17 protein-coding genes and 2 pseudogenes are annotated in these 17490 nt (G+C 41.0%); 12 read left to right on the forward strand and 7 right to left on the reverse strand.

Translation table 11 applies throughout. The features are described 5' to 3' along the window. The first annotated feature begins 78 nt into the window (after nucleotides 1–78). The 5 genes from QP794_RS07110 (at nucleotide 79) to QP794_RS07130 (ending at nucleotide 5186) form a co-directional block, all read left to right on the forward strand. Complete coding sequence (locus QP794_RS07110) at nucleotides 79–414, forward strand: immunity 53 family protein (protein ID WP_285075578.1); 336 nt, start codon at nucleotides 79–81, stop codon at nucleotides 412–414. A gap of 189 nt (nucleotides 415–603) precedes the next feature. Further along, nucleotides 604–1179: a dihydrofolate reductase family protein gene (locus QP794_RS07115; RefSeq protein ID WP_285075579.1), complete on the forward strand. Its 576-nt coding sequence runs from the start codon at nucleotides 604–606 to the stop codon at nucleotides 1177–1179. A 384-nt stretch (nucleotides 1180–1563) separates the two neighbouring features. Next, the gene (locus QP794_RS07120; protein WP_285075580.1) at nucleotides 1564–3303 is read left to right on the forward strand and encodes an ABC-F family ATP-binding cassette domain-containing protein; all 1740 of its coding nucleotides are present in this window, start codon (nucleotides 1564–1566) and stop codon (nucleotides 3301–3303) included. 365 nt (nucleotides 3304–3668) lie between these two features. Next, nucleotides 3669–4508, forward strand: coding sequence for a methyl-accepting chemotaxis protein (locus tag QP794_RS07125; protein WP_285075581.1), 840 nt, complete (start codon nucleotides 3669–3671; stop codon nucleotides 4506–4508). A gap of 42 nt (nucleotides 4509–4550) precedes the next feature. Continuing rightward, a complete protein-coding gene (locus QP794_RS07130) occupies nucleotides 4551–5186 on the forward strand; it encodes an SDR family oxidoreductase (protein ID WP_285075582.1) in 636 nt (211 codons plus the stop codon). Between the two features lie 70 nt (nucleotides 5187–5256). Here the strand turns inward: QP794_RS07130 and QP794_RS07135 are convergent, their stop codons facing one another. Further along, on the reverse strand, nucleotides 5257–6261 hold the full coding sequence (locus tag QP794_RS07135) for an alpha/beta hydrolase (RefSeq protein ID WP_285075583.1): 1005 nt from the start codon (nucleotides 6259–6261) through the stop codon (nucleotides 5257–5259). A 23-nt stretch (nucleotides 6262–6284) separates the two neighbouring features. Next, complete coding sequence (locus tag QP794_RS07140; RefSeq protein ID WP_285075584.1) at nucleotides 6285–7178, reverse strand: MBL fold metallo-hydrolase; 894 nt, start codon at nucleotides 7176–7178, stop codon at nucleotides 6285–6287. Nucleotides 7179–7432: 254 nt separating this feature from the next. On the opposite strand from QP794_RS07140, the gene QP794_RS07145 reads away from it, so the two are divergent. Continuing rightward, nucleotides 7433–7978: a helix-turn-helix domain-containing protein gene (locus QP794_RS07145; RefSeq protein WP_285075585.1), complete on the forward strand. Its 546-nt coding sequence runs from the start codon at nucleotides 7433–7435 to the stop codon at nucleotides 7976–7978. Nucleotides 7979–8008: 30 nt separating this feature from the next. Here QP794_RS07145 and QP794_RS07150 read toward each other — a convergent pair. Beyond that, nucleotides 8009–8122 (reverse strand): annotated as a pseudogene (locus QP794_RS07150) (manganese catalase family protein); the annotation flags it as partial. Nucleotides 8123–8270: 148 nt separating this feature from the next. Between QP794_RS07150 and QP794_RS07155 the strand changes: the two are divergent. Both QP794_RS07155 and QP794_RS07160 read left to right on the forward strand, forming a co-directional pair. Next, on the forward strand, nucleotides 8271–8789 hold the full coding sequence (locus QP794_RS07155) for a DUF3231 family protein (RefSeq protein ID WP_285075586.1): 519 nt from the start codon (nucleotides 8271–8273) through the stop codon (nucleotides 8787–8789). A gap of 167 nt (nucleotides 8790–8956) precedes the next feature. Next, nucleotides 8957–9796, forward strand: coding sequence for a manganese catalase (locus QP794_RS07160; RefSeq protein WP_285075587.1), 840 nt, complete (start codon nucleotides 8957–8959; stop codon nucleotides 9794–9796). Nucleotides 9797–9990: 194 nt separating this feature from the next. Here QP794_RS07160 and QP794_RS07165 read toward each other — a convergent pair whose 3' ends face one another. After that, a complete protein-coding gene (locus QP794_RS07165) occupies nucleotides 9991–10836 on the reverse strand; it encodes an MBL fold metallo-hydrolase (RefSeq protein ID WP_285075588.1) in 846 nt (281 codons plus the stop codon). Between the two features lie 174 nt (nucleotides 10837–11010). Between QP794_RS07165 and QP794_RS07170 the strand changes: the two genes are divergently transcribed. Then, nucleotides 11011–11280 carry a WGxxGxxG family protein gene (locus QP794_RS07170; RefSeq protein WP_285075589.1) on the forward strand — a complete coding sequence of 90 codons (270 nt, stop codon included), beginning with the start codon at nucleotides 11011–11013 and terminating at the stop codon, nucleotides 11278–11280. 669 nt (nucleotides 11281–11949) lie between these two features. Here the strand turns inward: QP794_RS07170 and QP794_RS07175 are convergent. Next, a pseudogene (locus tag QP794_RS07175) lies at nucleotides 11950–12434 on the reverse strand (LysE family translocator). A gap of 464 nt (nucleotides 12435–12898) precedes the next feature. Between QP794_RS07175 and QP794_RS07180 the strand changes: the two are divergent. Beyond that, complete coding sequence (locus QP794_RS07180) at nucleotides 12899–13270, forward strand: winged helix-turn-helix transcriptional regulator (protein WP_024629997.1); 372 nt, start codon at nucleotides 12899–12901, stop codon at nucleotides 13268–13270. A gap of 59 nt (nucleotides 13271–13329) precedes the next feature. On the opposite strand, the gene QP794_RS07185 is transcribed toward QP794_RS07180, so the two are convergent. Continuing rightward, nucleotides 13330–14400, reverse strand: coding sequence for an SDR family oxidoreductase (locus QP794_RS07185; RefSeq protein WP_285075590.1), 1071 nt, complete (start codon nucleotides 14398–14400; stop codon nucleotides 13330–13332). A gap of 246 nt (nucleotides 14401–14646) precedes the next feature. Then, a complete protein-coding gene (locus QP794_RS07190) occupies nucleotides 14647–15588 on the reverse strand; it encodes a 2-dehydropantoate 2-reductase N-terminal domain-containing protein (protein WP_285075591.1) in 942 nt (313 codons plus the stop codon). Between the two features lie 112 nt (nucleotides 15589–15700). Between QP794_RS07190 and QP794_RS07195 the strand changes: the two genes are divergently transcribed. Together QP794_RS07195 and QP794_RS07200 are read left to right on the forward strand one after the other, a co-directional pair. After that, a complete protein-coding gene (locus tag QP794_RS07195; protein ID WP_285075592.1) occupies nucleotides 15701–16333 on the forward strand; it encodes a TetR/AcrR family transcriptional regulator in 633 nt (210 codons plus the stop codon). A gap of 729 nt (nucleotides 16334–17062) precedes the next feature. Then, nucleotides 17063–17299 (forward strand): hypothetical protein, encoded by a 237-nt coding sequence (locus QP794_RS07200; RefSeq protein ID WP_285075593.1) that lies wholly within the window; start codon nucleotides 17063–17065, stop codon nucleotides 17297–17299. The last annotated feature ends 191 nt before the right edge of the window (nucleotides 17300–17490 follow it).

The following is a 17490-nucleotide window of genomic DNA, read 5'->3' on the forward strand; positions in this document are numbered from 1 at the left end:
AATTTGTGGATAGATTAGCTATGGAAAAGTGGTTTGGCTTGTCTATAGACCTGACGAAATTCCGAAAAAGAGGTAGATATGATGAACACATTAAAATGGCTTCAGAACTGGTATCTTGAAAACTGTAATGGTGATTGGGAGCATTCATACGGTGTGAAAATTGATACTGTGGATAATCCCGGTTGGTCTGTCGAAATTGATTTGACAGATACTTATTTAGAAAATGTTCTGTTTGAGTCAATTGAAGCAGAGAGAAATAAAGAAGATTGGTTCTATTGTATTGTGAGAGATGGAGTGTTTCACGGTGCAGGGGGAGCAACAAATTTAGAAGAGATACTAGATTCCTTTAAAACTTGGGCTTCGAGTTTGGAGAATTATGCAGTAACCGAGGAAGATGAGACCTTGAATGGCTAAATGCCTTTCAAGGTCTTTTTATTGGTAGGGAACAAGTTAACGGGCAGTTTTGTAGAATATAAAGTAAGCATTTTTTTCTGGGTTCGTAAAATACTCCATTTGTGATTAGCTATCCATAAGAAACCACAAGCTGAAATGTTCTATAATGTAGTTAATGTAGATATCCCTATGAACAAAGGAGAACTGAAAATGAGAAAACTAGTTCTATTTTTGCACGCATCGCTTGACGGTTTTGTAGAAGGGCCAAACGGTGAAATGGACATTGGTTGGGTATCCTACGATGCTGATTTGGAGAAACACGCGAAAGAAATTCTGAGTGCTGCCGACACAGTCATTTGGGGACGTGGAACTTATCAGATGATGTACAGCTACTGGCCATCTGTCCCTTCGAACCCATCAGCTTCGCAGCATGAACTGAATCACGCCGAGTGGATTGAAAAGACAACGAAAATTGTTTTTTCCACGACGCTGGAGAATGTCGAATGGAACAATTCCAGACTGGTGAAAGAAGATGTCGAGGTAGAGATCAAGAAGCTCAAACAGCAACCAGGCGAGGATATGGTCATCCTCGGCAGTCCTAGGCTCGCACACTACCTAATGCAGCTTGATTTAATAGATGAGTATAAAATTACGATTTCTCCCGTCCTGATCGGCAGCGGGTTACCGTTATTCCAAGGTCTCAAAGAGAAGATCAATCTTAAACTTATCGAAAACAAGACATTTGATTCTGGAGCCATAGGCCTCGTTTACCAGACGGTTAGATGACCTGTCTTCAAAAGTAGATAACGCAAAAAAATGTTGAAGGATAAATACAAAGGTTAACATGTTACACAAATAAAAAGTGTAGCCTCCCTATTGCGGCAGGATACACTTTTTTTGTTCATTTCCCTGCATTTCCAGGAATGATTTGAACAGCATCATGATTTTGTTTGATGTATTTTCATGGGAGTGGATAAACGTCCAGGCGGCTTTTTCTTCCATCGTTTTTGATGGATCTTCATTATCGTAAGCAAGTATTAGAATTTCGAAGTGAGGGTAAGGGGCTAGAAATGGATTGTACTTGAGGGTAAACAGTGTTACTCTAAAAGTCTGTGTTCGACAAGACATTCAATAATAGTCACCATTTTAGTTATAAAGAAAGGTAACACTATGATAAAAGTTGATAACTTATCCTTCTCATTTCCGCAAAAGGAACTATATAAAGACATCTCATTTACGCTTGAAGAGGGACAACATTGCGCTTTTATAGGAACAAGTGGCAGTGGGAAAAGTACATTGATCGATATACTGATGGATCCGGAAAGATACTTGTTCGATGGCAAGTTAGAGATAGACCCAGATTGCAGAATAGGGTATGTGAGTCAGTTCTTGCAAGTTGACAAAACGAAAGAAATGACCGTATTTGAATATATCGGAGAAGAATTTATTAAGATACAAGATGAAATTACATCGATTTATGCTGAAATGGAAACCACATCAGATATGGATTCGTTGCTGGAAAAGGTTCAATTCGCTTTAGACGCATTCGATTCGATGGATGGGGATAATTTCGAAAACACCATTAATAAGCAACTAAACCTGGCCAACCTCAGGAAGATCAAAGATCTTAGTATATCCGACGTGAGTGGTGGGGAATTCAAACTTATTCAAGTGATGAAGGAAATGCTTAATCGTCCAGACTTAATGATTATGGACGAACCCGATGTATTTTTGGACTTTGAGAACCTAAATGCGCTTAAAAAACTTATTAATTCCCACAAGGGAATGCTGCTGGTTGTTACGCACAACCGATATCTATTGAATCATTGTTTCAACAAAATTATACACCTTGAAAACACGGAGATCCAAGAGTTTGATGGGCGATATATTGAATATAACTTCTCGCTGCTTCAGACTAAGATCGAGCTGCAAGAAATCGCGGTTGCTGAAGCTGAAGAAATCGAGAGATACGATAACATCATCGATAATCTGAGAGAGATCGCAACTTATAATTCAGAAGCATCCAGGGGCAGAGCGTTAAAAGCCAGAGTTAGGTTTCAAGAAAGATTGGAAGCACGTAGAATCAAAGCGCCATTTGTTGATATTAAGCAGCCGGATATTACCTTTGGTATCGATCATGAAATAGAAGACACCGTTGTAGTAAATGTCCATGATTATAGTGTTTCCTTTGATGAGCTGCTTTTAGAAAATGTTAACTTTGAGATCAAATCTACAGATAAAGTAGCTATTATCGGCCCAAACGGTACCGGTAAAACGACTTTGCTTCGGGAAATCTTTAAAAATAATCATGATTCCATTGAAATCAATGCTGATGTTAAAGTGGCTTATTTGTCTCAGCTTCAAGGCGAAACGCTAGAGGATTCCAATACGATACTAGATGAATTCATCGATGCCGGGTTTAAAACGTATGATGAGATCAGATCGTATCTTTCAAACTATGGCTTTGAAGGAGAAATCCTTGATCAAAAGATAGAGTCTTTATCTGGTGGAGAAAAAAACCTGCTTCAATTGGCTAAAATTTCTGCTAGCAAAGCAAACGTATTGCTTCTTGATGAACCGACAAGCCATTTAGACACCTATACACAAATAGCACTGGAGAAAGCCATTGAGGACTATAAAGGTGCGATTCTCATGATTTCTCATGATTTCTATTCTGTTGTAAATGGTATGGATTATGTTTTAATCATTAACGATAAAAAGATTAGAAAAATGAGTATGGAAGAATTTAGAGAGATGATTTATGCGAGTCACTTTAATAAAGACTATTTAGAAACGGAACAACAAAAAAAATCAGTTGAAATGAAAATAGAATTGGCTTTGAAAGATACTAATTTTGAATTAGCAAAAGTATTAGTGGATGAGCTAGAAGAGATAATTAAGTTGCTTTAAATTAGTTAGAGCGAAAAGGGCTAAAGTGAATTAGTTTGAGTCAACGATGAAACATGATGTTGATGGAAAAGTATCAATAAAAAGACACTGATGAATAAAATATCAGTGTCTTTTTACTGCATTGATTTCTTGATAGCTCTTGCCAAGAGGGAAATATCAGTACCAACCTCGTGAAGAAAATATGGGTACCAAGATCATCCGTCCGTAAACGATTTTGATCGTCGTGTCTTATGTATTGGCCCTCGGAGCAACGATATGTATGTAGAGTATACGAAATGCGCTTAACAATGAAATAACATTTTAAAGGTACAATATTATTTGAGTACATAAAGTGGAGTTATTATGCGTACAGAGGAGAGGTTTAATTGGAACTCACAGCAAGTGGCTCTGAATTATTGGAGAGTATTTTCAAAGCTGCGCCGTTTTTTGCCCAGCTTTGCCAGAAAGAAGATATTGCGCTAGCTATCTCTGACAAAGAGAAATTAATATTTTATTCGCCAGACCGCAGCAATCCATTGGATGTAAAACCTGGTTCACTAATCTCCAAAGGTCAAGGTATTGAAATTGCAATGACAACCAGACAAATGGCCATCAAGTCTATTCCGAAAGAAGTGTTTGGCATCCCATCGCGCACAATTGCTATTCCTGTAATCAATGAGAACGATGAGGTGGTCGGCGCGATTGCGTTCGGAGTTAGCTTGGCCAGGCAGTCCAATCTGTCTGACTTGGCAGAACTGCTCGTTTCGGCGAATACACAAATTACGGCAAGTATAAGCAATTTGCTGGAAACGTCCAAAGAGCTTCGAGAAGCACAGGAATCGATGAGCAAGTCAGCGGATCAAACGAAGAAAGAAGTTCTGGAGACAACGAAGATTACCGATGTGGTAAAAAGGATCGCCACCCAGACGAACATCATTGGACTTAATGCTGGTATTGAAGCGACACGTGCAGGCAGTGCAGGTAGAACGTTCCAGGTTGTAGCCAACGAAGTGCGTAAGCTGGCCGGCGATAGTGTGAACGCGGTACAGCAAGCCGAAGAGCGTATCGGTCGCATGAGGGAGAAGGTAGAGACGATTCTTTCCAAGACCTCCACGGTCGATGCGACAGTGCTGCGTCAGTCCGTGGAATTCAAGGAAATTGAAGAGACATTAGCCAGTCTAAATGATTTGTCGAATCGCTTACTGGAGGCTTCGAGAAATTTTTAAGTATATTTATCTGGATTCTAATTTAGAAGGAGTGGAAGATATATGAGACTTTCGGGAAACACAATTCTTATTACTGGTGGGGGTTCTGGAATCGGGCTGGCTTTTGCAGAACGATTTATTAATCAGGGGAATCAAGTCATTATTTGCGGTCGGCGTGAGGAAAATGCAGGAATTCAACAACGCTTTAGTATTTTAAAAGCAGACGCAAGGGACAATTGGTCTTATTTCAGTAAAGAAATTAGAACTAATATGGAAGCTACTATCCATCTTTCCATGTTGTTTGCACCATTGTTTGCTGAGAAAGAAAAAGCAACGATTATTAATGTAACATCGGGCTTGGCTTTTACGCCAGCGATGTTTGCTCCGGTTTACTCAGCTACCAAAGCAGCGATTCATTCCTTTACTATGAGTCTGAGACACCAGCTTACAGATTCATCTATAGAAGTGATTGAAGTGGTTCCTCCAGCAGTGAACACAGATTTAGGAGGGGCGGGCTTACACTCGCAGGGAGTACCGTTAGATGCTTTTGCTGACGGGATATTCAAAGGATTGGAAGAAGGTCAGAAAGAAATTGGTTACGGTACTTCTGCAAAGGCGATGCGCATGTCTAGAGATGAAATTGACGAGACGGGTACAAGAATGTACAATCTCATGAAAGACATGCTCGATAAATTGTAATATTGAGAAATCCATAAATTATTCCTCATACAAAAGTAAGCAGCTGTCACCTGGCAACTGCTTGCTTTGTTTATTGTCCCGCTGGTGTGTAATTCTCGTCTAGAAAAGATTGAACAGCTTGGAACGCCTGAACTCTATTTTTCTCGAGGAGTACCATGTGAGTTCCTTCTCCGATTTCCACCCAACGGCGATATGAGGCTCCGGTTAAGGAAGTAAAGAAATTTTGAGCCAAATCTAACGGTACATCAATATCCCACTCCGCATGAATGAGGAGTACAGGTACGGTGATATTTTTAGGCTCGTAGAAGGCTTTGCCAACCGTCCAATATTCACGTATGTCTAGAATTGGCCCATTGGTAGCGCGGATATGCTCAGGATGTACGTTCTTGCTATTAGGATCGGAAGCCAGTGTTGCTTCAACCCACTTCTCAAACCAACCGTCTGGGAGCAAGGTGTCACGTTTCCCTTCAGGAGCAGCACTTAACCAGCGTTCTTTTGTAGTCCCTGCTGGCACAAGGCGATAAGAGCCAAGCGAGTCGCCAGTATCAATAGGGATTGGTTTATTGCTTAGCCATTGAGGGGCGATAAGGGTTAACTTGTTCACTTTGTTGTTATTAAGGCTTGTATATGCTCCAGCCACTGTGCCGCCCCAAGACATCCCAAGTACATTGACCTTCGATAGATTGCGGTGCTTCAGGACGAAGTCTACAGCGGAGCCAAAGTCACGAACTCCGGTTTCTGTACGGACAAGCGGAGGATTCTGCTCGGCAGGTTGATCCATTTCTGGCGGTCTTGTGGATCCACCATAGCCACGAACATCTACTCCATAGACGTCATAGCCGTGACTAGCGAGGTAATCAAGGAAGGTAAAACCGTCTAGCTCCACATCGTATAAGCTACCAATTGGATAAGTTGCACCATGGACCATGATGATCGTCTTCTCAATAGAGAAGGCAGTCATAGATGCAGGACGTTTATTAAGGACCGATAGCTCAATCCCCGGCGTATCGCTGGCAATGTTAAATTTCTCAGATACGATGGAGATAGATTTGTTGAATGTATCGTTAGACATCATATTTTCCCCTCTCTTTTTTTGTATTAGATAAAGTGCCAGTTGAAGCTATTTTCGCTTCTAGTGACGTAACCGGCTGAGCTCTCTGGGAAATGCGTACTGAAATAAATAATTGGACGATCGGCGATGTATTCCAAAGCCCAGAGGCGCGAGATTCGAGCCTGCTCACCAAATTCACAGTACATAGAATTCCAATCTGGCCTCATGACTTGGAAGGGATGATGCATGATATCGGCCCCGAACAAAGCTTCTTCATCACCTGATGAAAGACGAATGGACATTTGTCCAATACTGTGACCTGGAGTCGGAATGAATGTAAATATATCTAGAAATTTTCCGCCTTCTGGACCGATTGTTTCCGTCATGCCTGCCTCAATGATAGGAAGTACACTCTCTTCGTAAACGTTGAAGTTCGCTTCATTTTCTTTGTTATAGCTCGCTTCGCTGGAGTAATACTCTTGTTCTTTAATAGGAAATACGTACGTTGCATTCGGGAATGTCGGTACCCATTTTCCGTCAACCAGCTTTGTATTCCAACCGACGTGATCCACATGCAAATGAGTTAGTAACACGTAATCGACTTCTTCTGGAGTCACATCTGCCTCTTGAAGTCGCTCAAGATAAGGTAGATGCAGATTAGCAAGATCCGGATTCAGTGGCAGATTTTTATCATTACCTGTCGCTGTATCAATAAGAATTGTATGCTGGGGTGTCTTCACGACCCAGGTGCCAATACTGACGATAAGTTGAGAGTTTTCATCAATCAAGCCCTCTGAGAAGGATTCTTTGTTCGCTTCCAAAAAGGAGGGATCCCATGTACCTGGGAAATAAATTTCAGGTGGAACGCCACTGATTACCATTTCCGTGACTCGTGTAACTGTAGTATCGCCTACGGTGTAAATCTTAGGAAGCTTAGTCATATGGTTCATCGCCTTCCTTTAAAATTTCGCTGAAAATGAAATGTTATATGGAAAAGAATGATGTGTAAATGTCCCAGGATGATATTTTCACATCTGCCTTGTTAAAATCTTAGTCCAATAATGCTGGTAAATCAACGTTTTTGCACCGAAATTGAACCTTCGTAAGAAAGCTTGCTATTACTCAATATTTTGATTATTATCAAATGTAAATTTCGCTGACAGCGAAAAAAATGAATGTGTAGGAGAAATAAAAGATGAATTCTATAGGCGCGGTCATTAGAAATACCCGAAAAAAACAGAAATTAACACTTAAAGAAGTGGCAAAGGCAGGGTCCATTTCATTATCTTTTCTCAGCGAAATTGAACGGGACAAAGCGAATCCGTCGATCAGTATTCTAAAAAGGATTGCCAATGCGTTGAATGTTAGTTTCACTGATCTATTTGGAGAGAAAGAGCAAAGCATCGTTGTGAGAAAAAACGAACGTAAACCATTGGTACATTCTGAAGGCTCACGTATTACGTGGTATTCCCTTAGCGAGGGAAGTAGAAATAAGATGGGACCCATATGGGGGGTTCTTGAAGAGGGTGCCACATCTGGTGATGTTGGTGTAGGACACAGCGAAGGAGAGGAATTTCTGTATGTCCAGTCGGGGTGCTTGGAGTTTATGCTTGGGAATGATAGATATACGCTAGAAGAGGGAGATAGTATTTATTACGATGCTAGGACGCCGCATAGCTATAAGAATGTATGGAGAGGAGAGACTCTGGTCATTGCCGTATCGACGCCTCCAACTTTTTAAGCTGAAATTAAAGCGCTTAATTTAATTGTCTCAATCATGCAATTCCGGACTATGCTCATTAGGAAGCTCCGGCATATACGGAAGCGGAAATCCCTGAGGAGGCACTGTAACTTTGAGTTCGCCACCATTGCAACTAGGTGATTGGCTATCTGTAATACACCAGTTGATTCCAATCCAACTCTAGATATGTAGGAGTTGAACTAACCAATGTTTGGTTGCTCACAAGAATATAATGATTTGATTTGGTGAAACATAACTGGGTAACGACATTGTATTAGGAGGAGAATTGAAGATGGGCATTTTGAGTGGCAATCCCAAAAATGAACCGCTGCATTATGGAGAAATTTTTAGTGTATGGCAATGCTCCATGGTTGCCAAAGGAGCCATTTCCTGTTATCAAGCATTCTTGAATCATGCAGGTGACAAGGATCTTAAGAAACTTCTGGATGATCTGCTGGATCAAGCCAAACTTGAAATTAAAGAATGTGATACCCTGTTAACCGAAAATGGCATTGCACCTGCGCCAATGTTGCAAGAACGACCTCCGGTGAAATTGGATGATATTCCTGCTGGCGCTAGATTCACGGATCCTGAAATTGCAGCCATACTGGCAGCTGATACTTCATTAGGGTTAGTTGCAGCGAGTCAAGTCATTGGGCAGTCTATCCGAGAAGATATCGGTGCATTATTTGCTAAATATCATGCAACCAAGATGGCTCTAGGCGTTAGAATACTGCAAATGACCAAAGAGAAAGGATGGCTAGTGCCTCCACCTCTTCAAATCAAAAGACCCGAATCTGACGAAACATAAGCATAAGCAAAATATGTTTTACTAAACGATTAGATTGCATTCAGAGACCAAGAATGGAGAGAAATTCTCTCCATTCTTGGTCTTTTTGCTATAATCTCTTGTTTAAAATCATTTGAGAAGGTTAAATACATTTTGAAATTGATCAACTACTTAATGGAGGGATTCATATGTTTCGACACCAGAAAGAGTTACAATTTGAGGTAAAAGTAGATCGGCCGGATCCCGTATTTGCACGCCAAGTTCAAGAGGTGTTAGGTGGACAGTTCGGGGAAATGACCGTCATGATGCAGTATCTTTTTCAAGGATTTAATTGTCGGGGCGAAGAAAAATACAAAGATATGCTCATGGATATCGGTACTGAAGAGATCGGCCATGTCGAAATGCTCTGTGCATTGATTAGCCAGTTGCTGGATGGGGCAACACCTGCTGAGCAACAAAAAGCAGCTGAAGATCCGGTTACAGCAGCCATAATGGGCGGTATCAATCCCCAACACTTACTTGTAAGCGGTCTGGGTGGTTTACCTAGTAACTCTAACGGAGTACCTTGGAATGGTTCTTACATCGTGGCAAGTGGTAACCTTCTTGCAGACATGCGATCCAACCTGCATGCCGAAAGTCAGGGGCGACTTCAAGTGGCTAGACTCTATCATATGACTACCGATGAAGGGGTTCGTGCAACTTTCCGTAAAATGTTGGCACGTGACCGTTACCATCAATATCAATGGATGGCCGCGATCCAAGAACTGGAGGAGAAGAACGGAGTCGTTGTACCGGCTTCATTCCCACCTGAGGCAGAACAGGAATCCCAACCTGAAGCTTATGAGTTCTGGAATCTCTCTGAGGGAACTGAATCAGGTGAAGGTTTATGGGCCACAGGGAGTGCACCCGATGGAACCGGAGACTACGTGTATATCTCCAAACCTGTTCCAAAAGGACAAATTTACGAGCCTGTCATCCCAGCGACAGAACTTCACCATGATTTGAATGGAAAAACTTCTGATAAATAATAGTGTAATAGCTTTAAAATAGAGTAATCTCACGCTGTACCAAATAACTAAAGAGAGAAAAACCTTAGAGATATTGCACATGCAGTATTCTCTAAGGTTTTTGCTTTTTTATTTATGGTGTTCAGAAATATTCTGAACGGTCAGGGTCACTCTGGGAGCTGCAATAATTGCTAATCGTAATCCTAAGAGGAAGTTTAATTAACGTACTTTCCATAATCCGGGATGGCTATTTGATCAAATTCATTAACCAGTTTCTCCAGACTTGCTGTCAGTAATTCACCGGATATCGGCAATCCGTGACCTGTTACAGCGCTGACTGGCTTTAATTCCTTGAGTTTAATAACAGATTCCTTTGCAGCTCTCCAATCTGTTGTTAAATAGCGCGGGGGGCCACTGATCTCCAACTCCTGGGTAATTACTTTATACATATACTCTTGCTTCACAGTAGTGAACGCATCACCTGCAATTAACGCTCCATCTCGCTTCCGGAAATACGAAACATGACCCGGAGAATGTCCTGGGGTATGAATCCATGTAAACCCTGGCATGTGAGGGACAGTTCCGTCAGATGGTAACGCATGTATGCTGCTCCCAAGGTTTATCGGATCATTTGGGAAGGAACCGGACATCTTTGCTACTAAACCACCTTCAACCGTAGGGTCTGGTTCAGGGTAGCTCTTTTTCCCCGTGAGGAATGGCATCTCCAGTGGATGTGCATAAACGGGAACTCCCCACTTCTTGACAAGTTCTATTAACCCGCCGACATGATCAAAGTGTCCGTGGGTCAAAATGACTGCTTGAGGTTTGCTATTTACACCAAAACGCGTCTCAATAACAGAGATAATTTCATCTGCTGACTTTGGCATTCCGGCATCAACTAAAACGAATTCATCAGATTCAGGGTAACCCACTAAACAGATGTTGACGATTTGAATAGTGCAGCAAAATAAATCGGGCAATACTTCAATCCCAACCCCATTTCCCATTGAAGTTAGAGGAACAGATTTGTAATCAGTTCCGTAATGTATTTCTTGTTTCATTGGGCGCATCCTCCTCGACATGATTGAGTAACCTTGCGGTAGTTTTCCCAAAAAGGCTGATTTCCAACAAATATGAGCATCAAAATAATGACTATAGATCCATAATCATTCATGGAATAATGTATTGGTTTTGGGGAGAACTTAATCTCATCACAATCAAAGGAGGTTGGTTTTATGAAAAAACAATTAACAACTGCTGTAGTTTCAGTATTATTGATGGCTACTTTAGCTGTTCCTGCATCTGCTCACGATGTGAATGAAGCTGCTGTTGATGGAAGAGATAATAACACATACCATTACAACAGCAACAATTATAACCCAAATACCGTAAGAACAAATTCAACAAATGACGGTAAACGTATGGACTGGGGATGGCTAGGGCTGCTTGGATTATTAGGTTTAGCTGGAATGCGTAAAAGAGTACCTGACCACTCAGATCGATAATCGGTAAATCACTTCACATCCAATAAGTTTAAATTCCGTATGTAATAGTTAAACAGATGAATGATCTGTTTAACTATTACAGCCCCATCAGAAAACGGATGGGGCCTTTTTGGAGGATAGAGAAGGAGTCTAACCTTTCAAAACCTCAGATGTGGTTTTCTGATCATTAAATTTAATCTAATGCTTAAATAGCACCCGTTGGCCAGTGTTCTATGGTTCACTTTTAGCCTAACTTGCATAAAAATGACGAGGATCTAAAGTAATAAGTTTCATTAGGAATACACAAAAGACCGGTTGAGTCTCGACCACTCCCAAGTTTGAAGCAAAAGCAGTTAAAAAGTGGTGTCTCGACGGCGTTAGACCTCGTTACATAGGAGATTACGATGGTGCAAGTGTTGATTATTGAATCGCATACCAGTACCGATACTGATGGTGGTTTCTGGAGCATTATGGCCAAATTGTTGAGGGACAAGAACAGTCAAAGCTCCTGTTAAGAAGGCTGCTAAAAAGGTTGCTGGAAAAGCAATAAAAAAAAGCAACTCAAGTAATAGTAAAGCAAGTAAAAAAAACACACAAAGGGTACAGAAATCTAGCTGAACAGCTAGGTTTTTTGTACCCTTTATTTCACTCCACTATGTTGCCTGTTAGATTCTTATCAAAACAGGTCATTTATCGTCGCTGAACAGCCAGCTTAAAGGCAAGTCCAGCGAGTACACTGGACCATGACCCAGCGCTGTGCCTTAAGCCATGTCGGGCGCTTACCGAACCTTTTTCAGGATTTTGAAACTGAGGTAAAAGTGAAATATGCAATACCGCAATTTTGGGATTAAGCAAATTGGTTATGAAGCCCATCAGAAATAGTTTTTTTGGCTTCTCAATTGGGAGAGCAGTCGGTTCCAATATAGTCGTAGAGCCAGGCTTAATCATCTTCCATGCGAGCCAAAACAAATATGCCGCTCCGGTCCACTTCATTGGCGTATAGATAATCGGAACGGTATTGAATATGGCGATTAGCCCCAGCATAGATGCAATGAGATAAACGCCAAATCCCAGCATAACCCCCAACAAAGATATAATGCCGGCCTTACCTTACGTCCTTGCGCAATGGAACGTGAGATCAGGTAAATCATATTAGGGCCGGGAGAACAGACCATCCCCAGTGATACAACTCCAAAAGCAATTTATGTTCCTAGACATCAATATCGTGTGTCTCCCTATAGAAGCTATAATGTCTAAGGTAGGTTATCATAATTACAAGATGGATGTATACCATTTAAGTATTGCACAACTGGAGGAAATTTAGCGGGGATATAGACTAAATAAAAGGAAAAAACGTTCCAGCTTCACTCACTTTGTGAATATAACGTTATCTGAAAGATTCGTAATGATTATTTTTAGAAGGTTAATTAAAATGTCGATGGACAAAATCATATTCCGATTGAAGTCGCTATTTTAGTGGCTTAAGCTAACGGGCAGATTAGTCGAATGGGTGGTAGAATAAAGGAGATTACGATTTCAGGAGGACACCGATTTTTACCATTAATATAATACTTTTTTATATGATGTAACAAAGGGTACCTGTACTTTAATTTATTTTGGAAATGAGGCTGGATGTGATATGCATGAACCAATCAGAGTTTATAACACGGCAGTTGAAGCTCTTCTTGAAGTGATTGGAGGCAAGTGGAAGCCGGTTATTTTATTCCATCTTACCTTTGGTAAAAAACGTAATGGGGAATTGATGAAGCTGATACCTGCCATTACACAGAAGATGTTGACACAGCAACTAAATGAATTGATGGAGGCAGGGATCATCTTACGTATTTCCCATAACCAAGTTCCGCCAAAGGTGGAGTATGAGTTAACGGAATATGGGTGGAGTCTTAAAGAGATTCTTCATCTGATGTGCAGATGGGGGGATACACATGTAGAAAAGGTTTATGGGGATCGAGGGAAAATCCTGTTCAAACCACCGACTTCGAACCTTTGAAGAACACAATAAGCCAATTCCTGATAACTAGGAATTGGCTTATTAGTCATTATAATTTTTTAAGGGATGATCTTGCGCTCACGAAGGTCTTTAAATATATTCATAAACATACTCTCAGTTTCAACGAATTCGTAAAATCCGAAACGGCGAGCTTTGGAACCATCTGCGAAGAAGTCATAGTCCCAAGAGAAGACGAAGTCACCGAATGCCCAAGAAGAAACAGCTTCATAGGGAGTATTCAATAAACCATATTTTTCAATCATAGAATTCCAAAGTGGTTCTTTATCTGCCATCGTTGTTGCAAGTGATAGGGGCAGTGGAGGTGCCGTTTCCAATTCAAAAAAAGCAGCGATTTTGGGCCAAAGTTCATTCCAGCGAAACAGATCACCGTTGGTAATATTAAACGCCTGGTTGGCACAGCGTGGATCGGTTGCCGCCCAGACTGTCGCACGAGCGAGTAATGATGCATCTGTCATTTCAAGAAGGGAATTAAAAGCTCCCGGTCTGCCCGGAAAGCGAAGTGCTAAGCCAAGCTCCTTAGAGATAGAAGCATATATTCCAATAACCATAGCTAAGTTCATTGGATTACCGAGCGCAAATCCACATACAACAGACGGGCGCAGGGCTGACCAGGTCCAGTTGCTTTTGGGCTGCCGATTTTCGAGAAACTGCTGCTGATCGACATTGAATTCAGGAGGCATATGATGAGCATCGGTTTCTCTTGCGGGTGTTTTAAATGGACCCAGATGTGCACCGTAAACCTTATAGCCCTGCATTAGACTGATATGTTGAAGGTTTGGTGCGATCGGTTCAATGGTATTTACCACATTGACAAGCATCGCAAGGTTGGGCTGTACCAATTCCGCCCAGGTTGGACGATCCTGATAAGCGGCATAAAAAATATGAGTAACCGACGTTAGATCAGACAGTTTCGCCTTGGTATCCGCTTCGCTTAGTAAATCGGCCGATATATAACGTAATCTAGGAGCATCTTTCCCTCCACGACGCGATACACCAATGATATTCCATTCCGGGAGTGTCATGAGATAATCAATAAGATTTCCTCCAATAACACCTGCAGCACCTATGACAAGTGCAGTGTAATGGGGAACAGATTGTTCGGTTTTCAATGGACATTTCTCCTTTCTCTTCTGCTCATTATTGTGGCTGAGAATAAGAGAGATGAGAAGTACGCACCTCAAAGTGATATAGGAACTTAAAAGTAATATATGTGCAGGTAGTAGGTGCTGGAGCGTACGATGAACATCCTACGAGCTACATAATGTAAAATTCTTCGCTGGAATTTCATTAAGACAAGAACTTGTGCCGATGGATATTATTAACCGTTTGCCATCCTTCTTGGAGTCTATGGGATGTCATCGCCGGGCGGATATCATTTTATGAAACATCTCGTCTAATAACATTATTTCCGCTTTTTGGCTGATGGCATGGTTCCCAAGTTTTACATCAATTATGAAATCATTGCTCAGCATCTGGCGGTTACGGGAAATAATATCGTTGTCAGTCAATTCTCCCATTTCCTTCGTTTCGGGAGGAATTACTGGAATGCCGGCTTGCTCTACCAGATGAATGTTTTGTTTAATACCTGCGGCAATCTTGCTTAGAGTGCTTACACTTCTTGCTGTATCTATATCAACCATTCCGTCATTCGTATAGAAATACTTGTTGACGATTGCCAACGCAGTATGCGAAATATGGAATGCTTGAATGTCTTTTTGGATTTCATAATGCAAATCCACTGATTCAAATATTTTAGCAAGCTCTTTTACTCTTTCGGTCGTCAGTCCATTTATTTCACCAAAAATGGTTCCTTGATGTTTTTCTGAACCGAATTGGGCGTATAGAACATCTTCTTTGATGTCCCCACCGGCGCCCGGGAATCCCGGAAGTAAACGATCTCCCACGATTTCAAGCCAAGAGTCATATCCAATGGTGTTGGTCAAGGTGACGATGGTCTTGCTCCGATTATGCTTGATCGCAGACAGGGCAGATTCGGCCTGATCATATCGGACTGGGACCAAAATGAAATCATAAATGTCGTCGTTATCAAGCTTTTCTATCGTCTTGATCGATATTTGCTTTATCGTTCCATTATCGTTGTATTTCAGTCCGTCCCTTTTCAGAGCCTCCAGTCTTTTTCCTCGTGCCAGTATAGTGACGTCCAGTCCCGACTGTGCGAATCGGAGTGCATATACACTGCCAATCACGCCGGCGCCAAATATCAGAAGTCTATGTGGTCTGGTGTTCAATAGGATCCTTCCTTTCAAAGAATTATTCACAGATTGTTTAAGCAACACGTGTTTGATAAGATAATAATATCGCATGCTTATGATTTCAACCGGCAGAGTTAGAGGAAAGTTGCATAGGCAACACATTCTGATAATTGATGTTTAATAAGGAGATATAGAAATGGTAAATCAGGAAGATCCGAGGGTGCTGCGTACACGACAGTTAATTAGAACGGCGTTCAGAGATTTATTGCGGAGAAGGGGATTTGATGCAATCACCATCAAAGATATCGCACAGGAAGCAACCATTAACCGTGCCACCTTTTATGCCCATTTTGAAGATAAATATGCTTTGCTTGATGAAGTCACAGAACAGGCTTTTCATGAGATGATTCCTGAGCATGTGGCGAATGCACAGGAGTTTACGGATGAAATATGTGACCAGTTGATTTTGCTGACGCACCAATACATCGTAGATTTTTATCGGATCTGCAGAATAGATTCCAATTCGATGGCTAAGCTTGTCGATGAAAAAATAAAGAAAATGCTGCAGCAAACCATAGAAAGCATTTTTCTGAAAGGGGATACCCACCATGGGGCGGACTGGCATCATATAAAAATCGCGGCGGCCATGACAGGTTCAGCGATCTATGGTGCTGCGCATTATTGGTTAAATGTCGAGGAAAAGGATCGAACCGATGTGCTTGTAGACATTGTTCGTCCCTATGTAATGAACGGTCTGGACTGTATCGCAATGGCGATGACTACAGATGAAAAACGAGACTGTTCAGATAGGAACGATGGTGTATCATAGTTACACACTTCGTTGCTGCGAAAGTTGAGTTACAAGACCCAACGAGATAAAATGACGATTGAAAACAGAGAGCGAGTAGGAGACCCCTTACTGATTCGATGGTTTTCTCGTTCTTTTTCAGGCTTGTACAAATTAAGTACATATATGGTAATGGGGCGCGCTGATCTTATGACTATGATTTGAATGAATTAAGGAGGTAGCTTGTGATAATGAATAAACATTGGGGAAAGTATTTAATTCTACTTGCTGTTATATTGCCAATCTCAATTGTTGTTATTTATACGCTCCCGTATGATAAACGCTATATTTCAGTAGCTATATTTCCACTACTTTTCTGGATAATTTACTATTTATGGATAGCAATAGAGAGAAGAAAAGATAGATAGAACAACTATTTCTTAGATAGCGAGGAGAACCAGTTTACATATTAGGGAGGTGTTGAGGGAAAAGAACTTGTACCGATTCCCGGAATGGACAAGAACATAGTCCGAATGCCAAATAGGTGTATATCTAAACATTGAGCACATGCACTTAAAGCCTCATTAGTTTAGTTTAATCTTCTGAACTCTCGAGTAGGAATTTTCCGATAATATTCTCGTTGCTATCGTACAAGTTTATATACTTATCGACTTTTGGTTCATTCATACTCTGAATTGCTTCTTCGGGGTTCCGATTTGGATTGGAGTAAAGTTCCTAGAAGTCCTTGGAGGTTGTGAAGGGAGACACAAGATGTATAGTTACGACGAATTCACCGAAGATTTAAATCTCGGACATGAAATAGAATTTATCTTGAATGATACTCATTTTTTAATCAGTTATAATGAAAGTGGTTGGTACTGTATTAAGAAAAATGAAGAAGCACGAATTAAGTACGAATCAGTTGAACAACTATTAAATCAAGTTAAGATTAATGGTAAAACATTAAAAAGTTTGTGGGGAAATATCATTGTAAGTGACGTGTTTTGACTAAAATTAATCAAAAGGCCATTCCATGTAAACAAATAAAAAACAATCTTGATTTTTTATCCCCTGTTGATATGTAGAGAGACAAGAACATGTCCCCATTGAAAGTCGCTATTTTAGCGGCTTTTTTTATTTTATCGGCACAAGTTCGTGTCCCGAACCAAGGACAAGAACTTGTACCGATTCCCCGAATG

The sequence above is a fragment of the Paenibacillus sp. UMB7766-LJ446 genome, from assembly GCF_030226665.1.
Classification (GTDB): Bacteria; Bacillota; Bacilli; order Paenibacillales; family Paenibacillaceae; genus Paenibacillus; species Paenibacillus vandeheii.

Excerpts from the sequence above, each read along its gene's own strand:
- QP794_RS07110 (WP_285075578.1), top strand. The coding sequence starts at position 79 with ATGATGAACACATTAAAATGGCTTCAGAACTGGTATCTTGAAAACTGT.
- QP794_RS07115 (WP_285075579.1), top strand. The coding sequence starts at position 604 with ATGAGAAAACTAGTTCTATTTTTGCACGCATCGCTTGACGGTTTTGTA.
- QP794_RS07120 (WP_285075580.1), top strand. The coding sequence starts at position 1,564 with ATGATAAAAGTTGATAACTTATCCTTCTCATTTCCGCAAAAGGAACTA.
- QP794_RS07130 (WP_285075582.1), top strand. The coding sequence starts at position 4,551 with ATGAGACTTTCGGGAAACACAATTCTTATTACTGGTGGGGGTTCTGGA.
- QP794_RS07135 (WP_285075583.1), bottom strand. The coding sequence starts at position 6,261 with ATGATGTCTAACGATACATTCAACAAATCTATCTCCATCGTATCTGAG.
- QP794_RS07140 (WP_285075584.1), bottom strand. The coding sequence starts at position 7,178 with ATGACTAAGCTTCCTAAGATTTACACCGTAGGCGATACTACAGTTACA.
- QP794_RS07145 (WP_285075585.1), top strand. The coding sequence starts at position 7,433 with ATGAATTCTATAGGCGCGGTCATTAGAAATACCCGAAAAAAACAGAAA.
- QP794_RS07155 (WP_285075586.1), top strand. The coding sequence starts at position 8,271 with ATGGGCATTTTGAGTGGCAATCCCAAAAATGAACCGCTGCATTATGGA.
- QP794_RS07160 (WP_285075587.1), top strand. The coding sequence starts at position 8,957 with ATGTTTCGACACCAGAAAGAGTTACAATTTGAGGTAAAAGTAGATCGG.
- QP794_RS07165 (WP_285075588.1), bottom strand. The coding sequence starts at position 10,836 with ATGAAACAAGAAATACATTACGGAACTGATTACAAATCTGTTCCTCTA.
- QP794_RS07170 (WP_285075589.1), top strand. The coding sequence starts at position 11,011 with ATGAAAAAACAATTAACAACTGCTGTAGTTTCAGTATTATTGATGGCT.
- QP794_RS07180 (WP_024629997.1), top strand. The coding sequence starts at position 12,899 with ATGCATGAACCAATCAGAGTTTATAACACGGCAGTTGAAGCTCTTCTT.
- QP794_RS07195 (WP_285075592.1), top strand. The coding sequence starts at position 15,701 with ATGGTAAATCAGGAAGATCCGAGGGTGCTGCGTACACGACAGTTAATT.
- QP794_RS07200 (WP_285075593.1), top strand. The coding sequence starts at position 17,063 with ATGTATAGTTACGACGAATTCACCGAAGATTTAAATCTCGGACATGAA.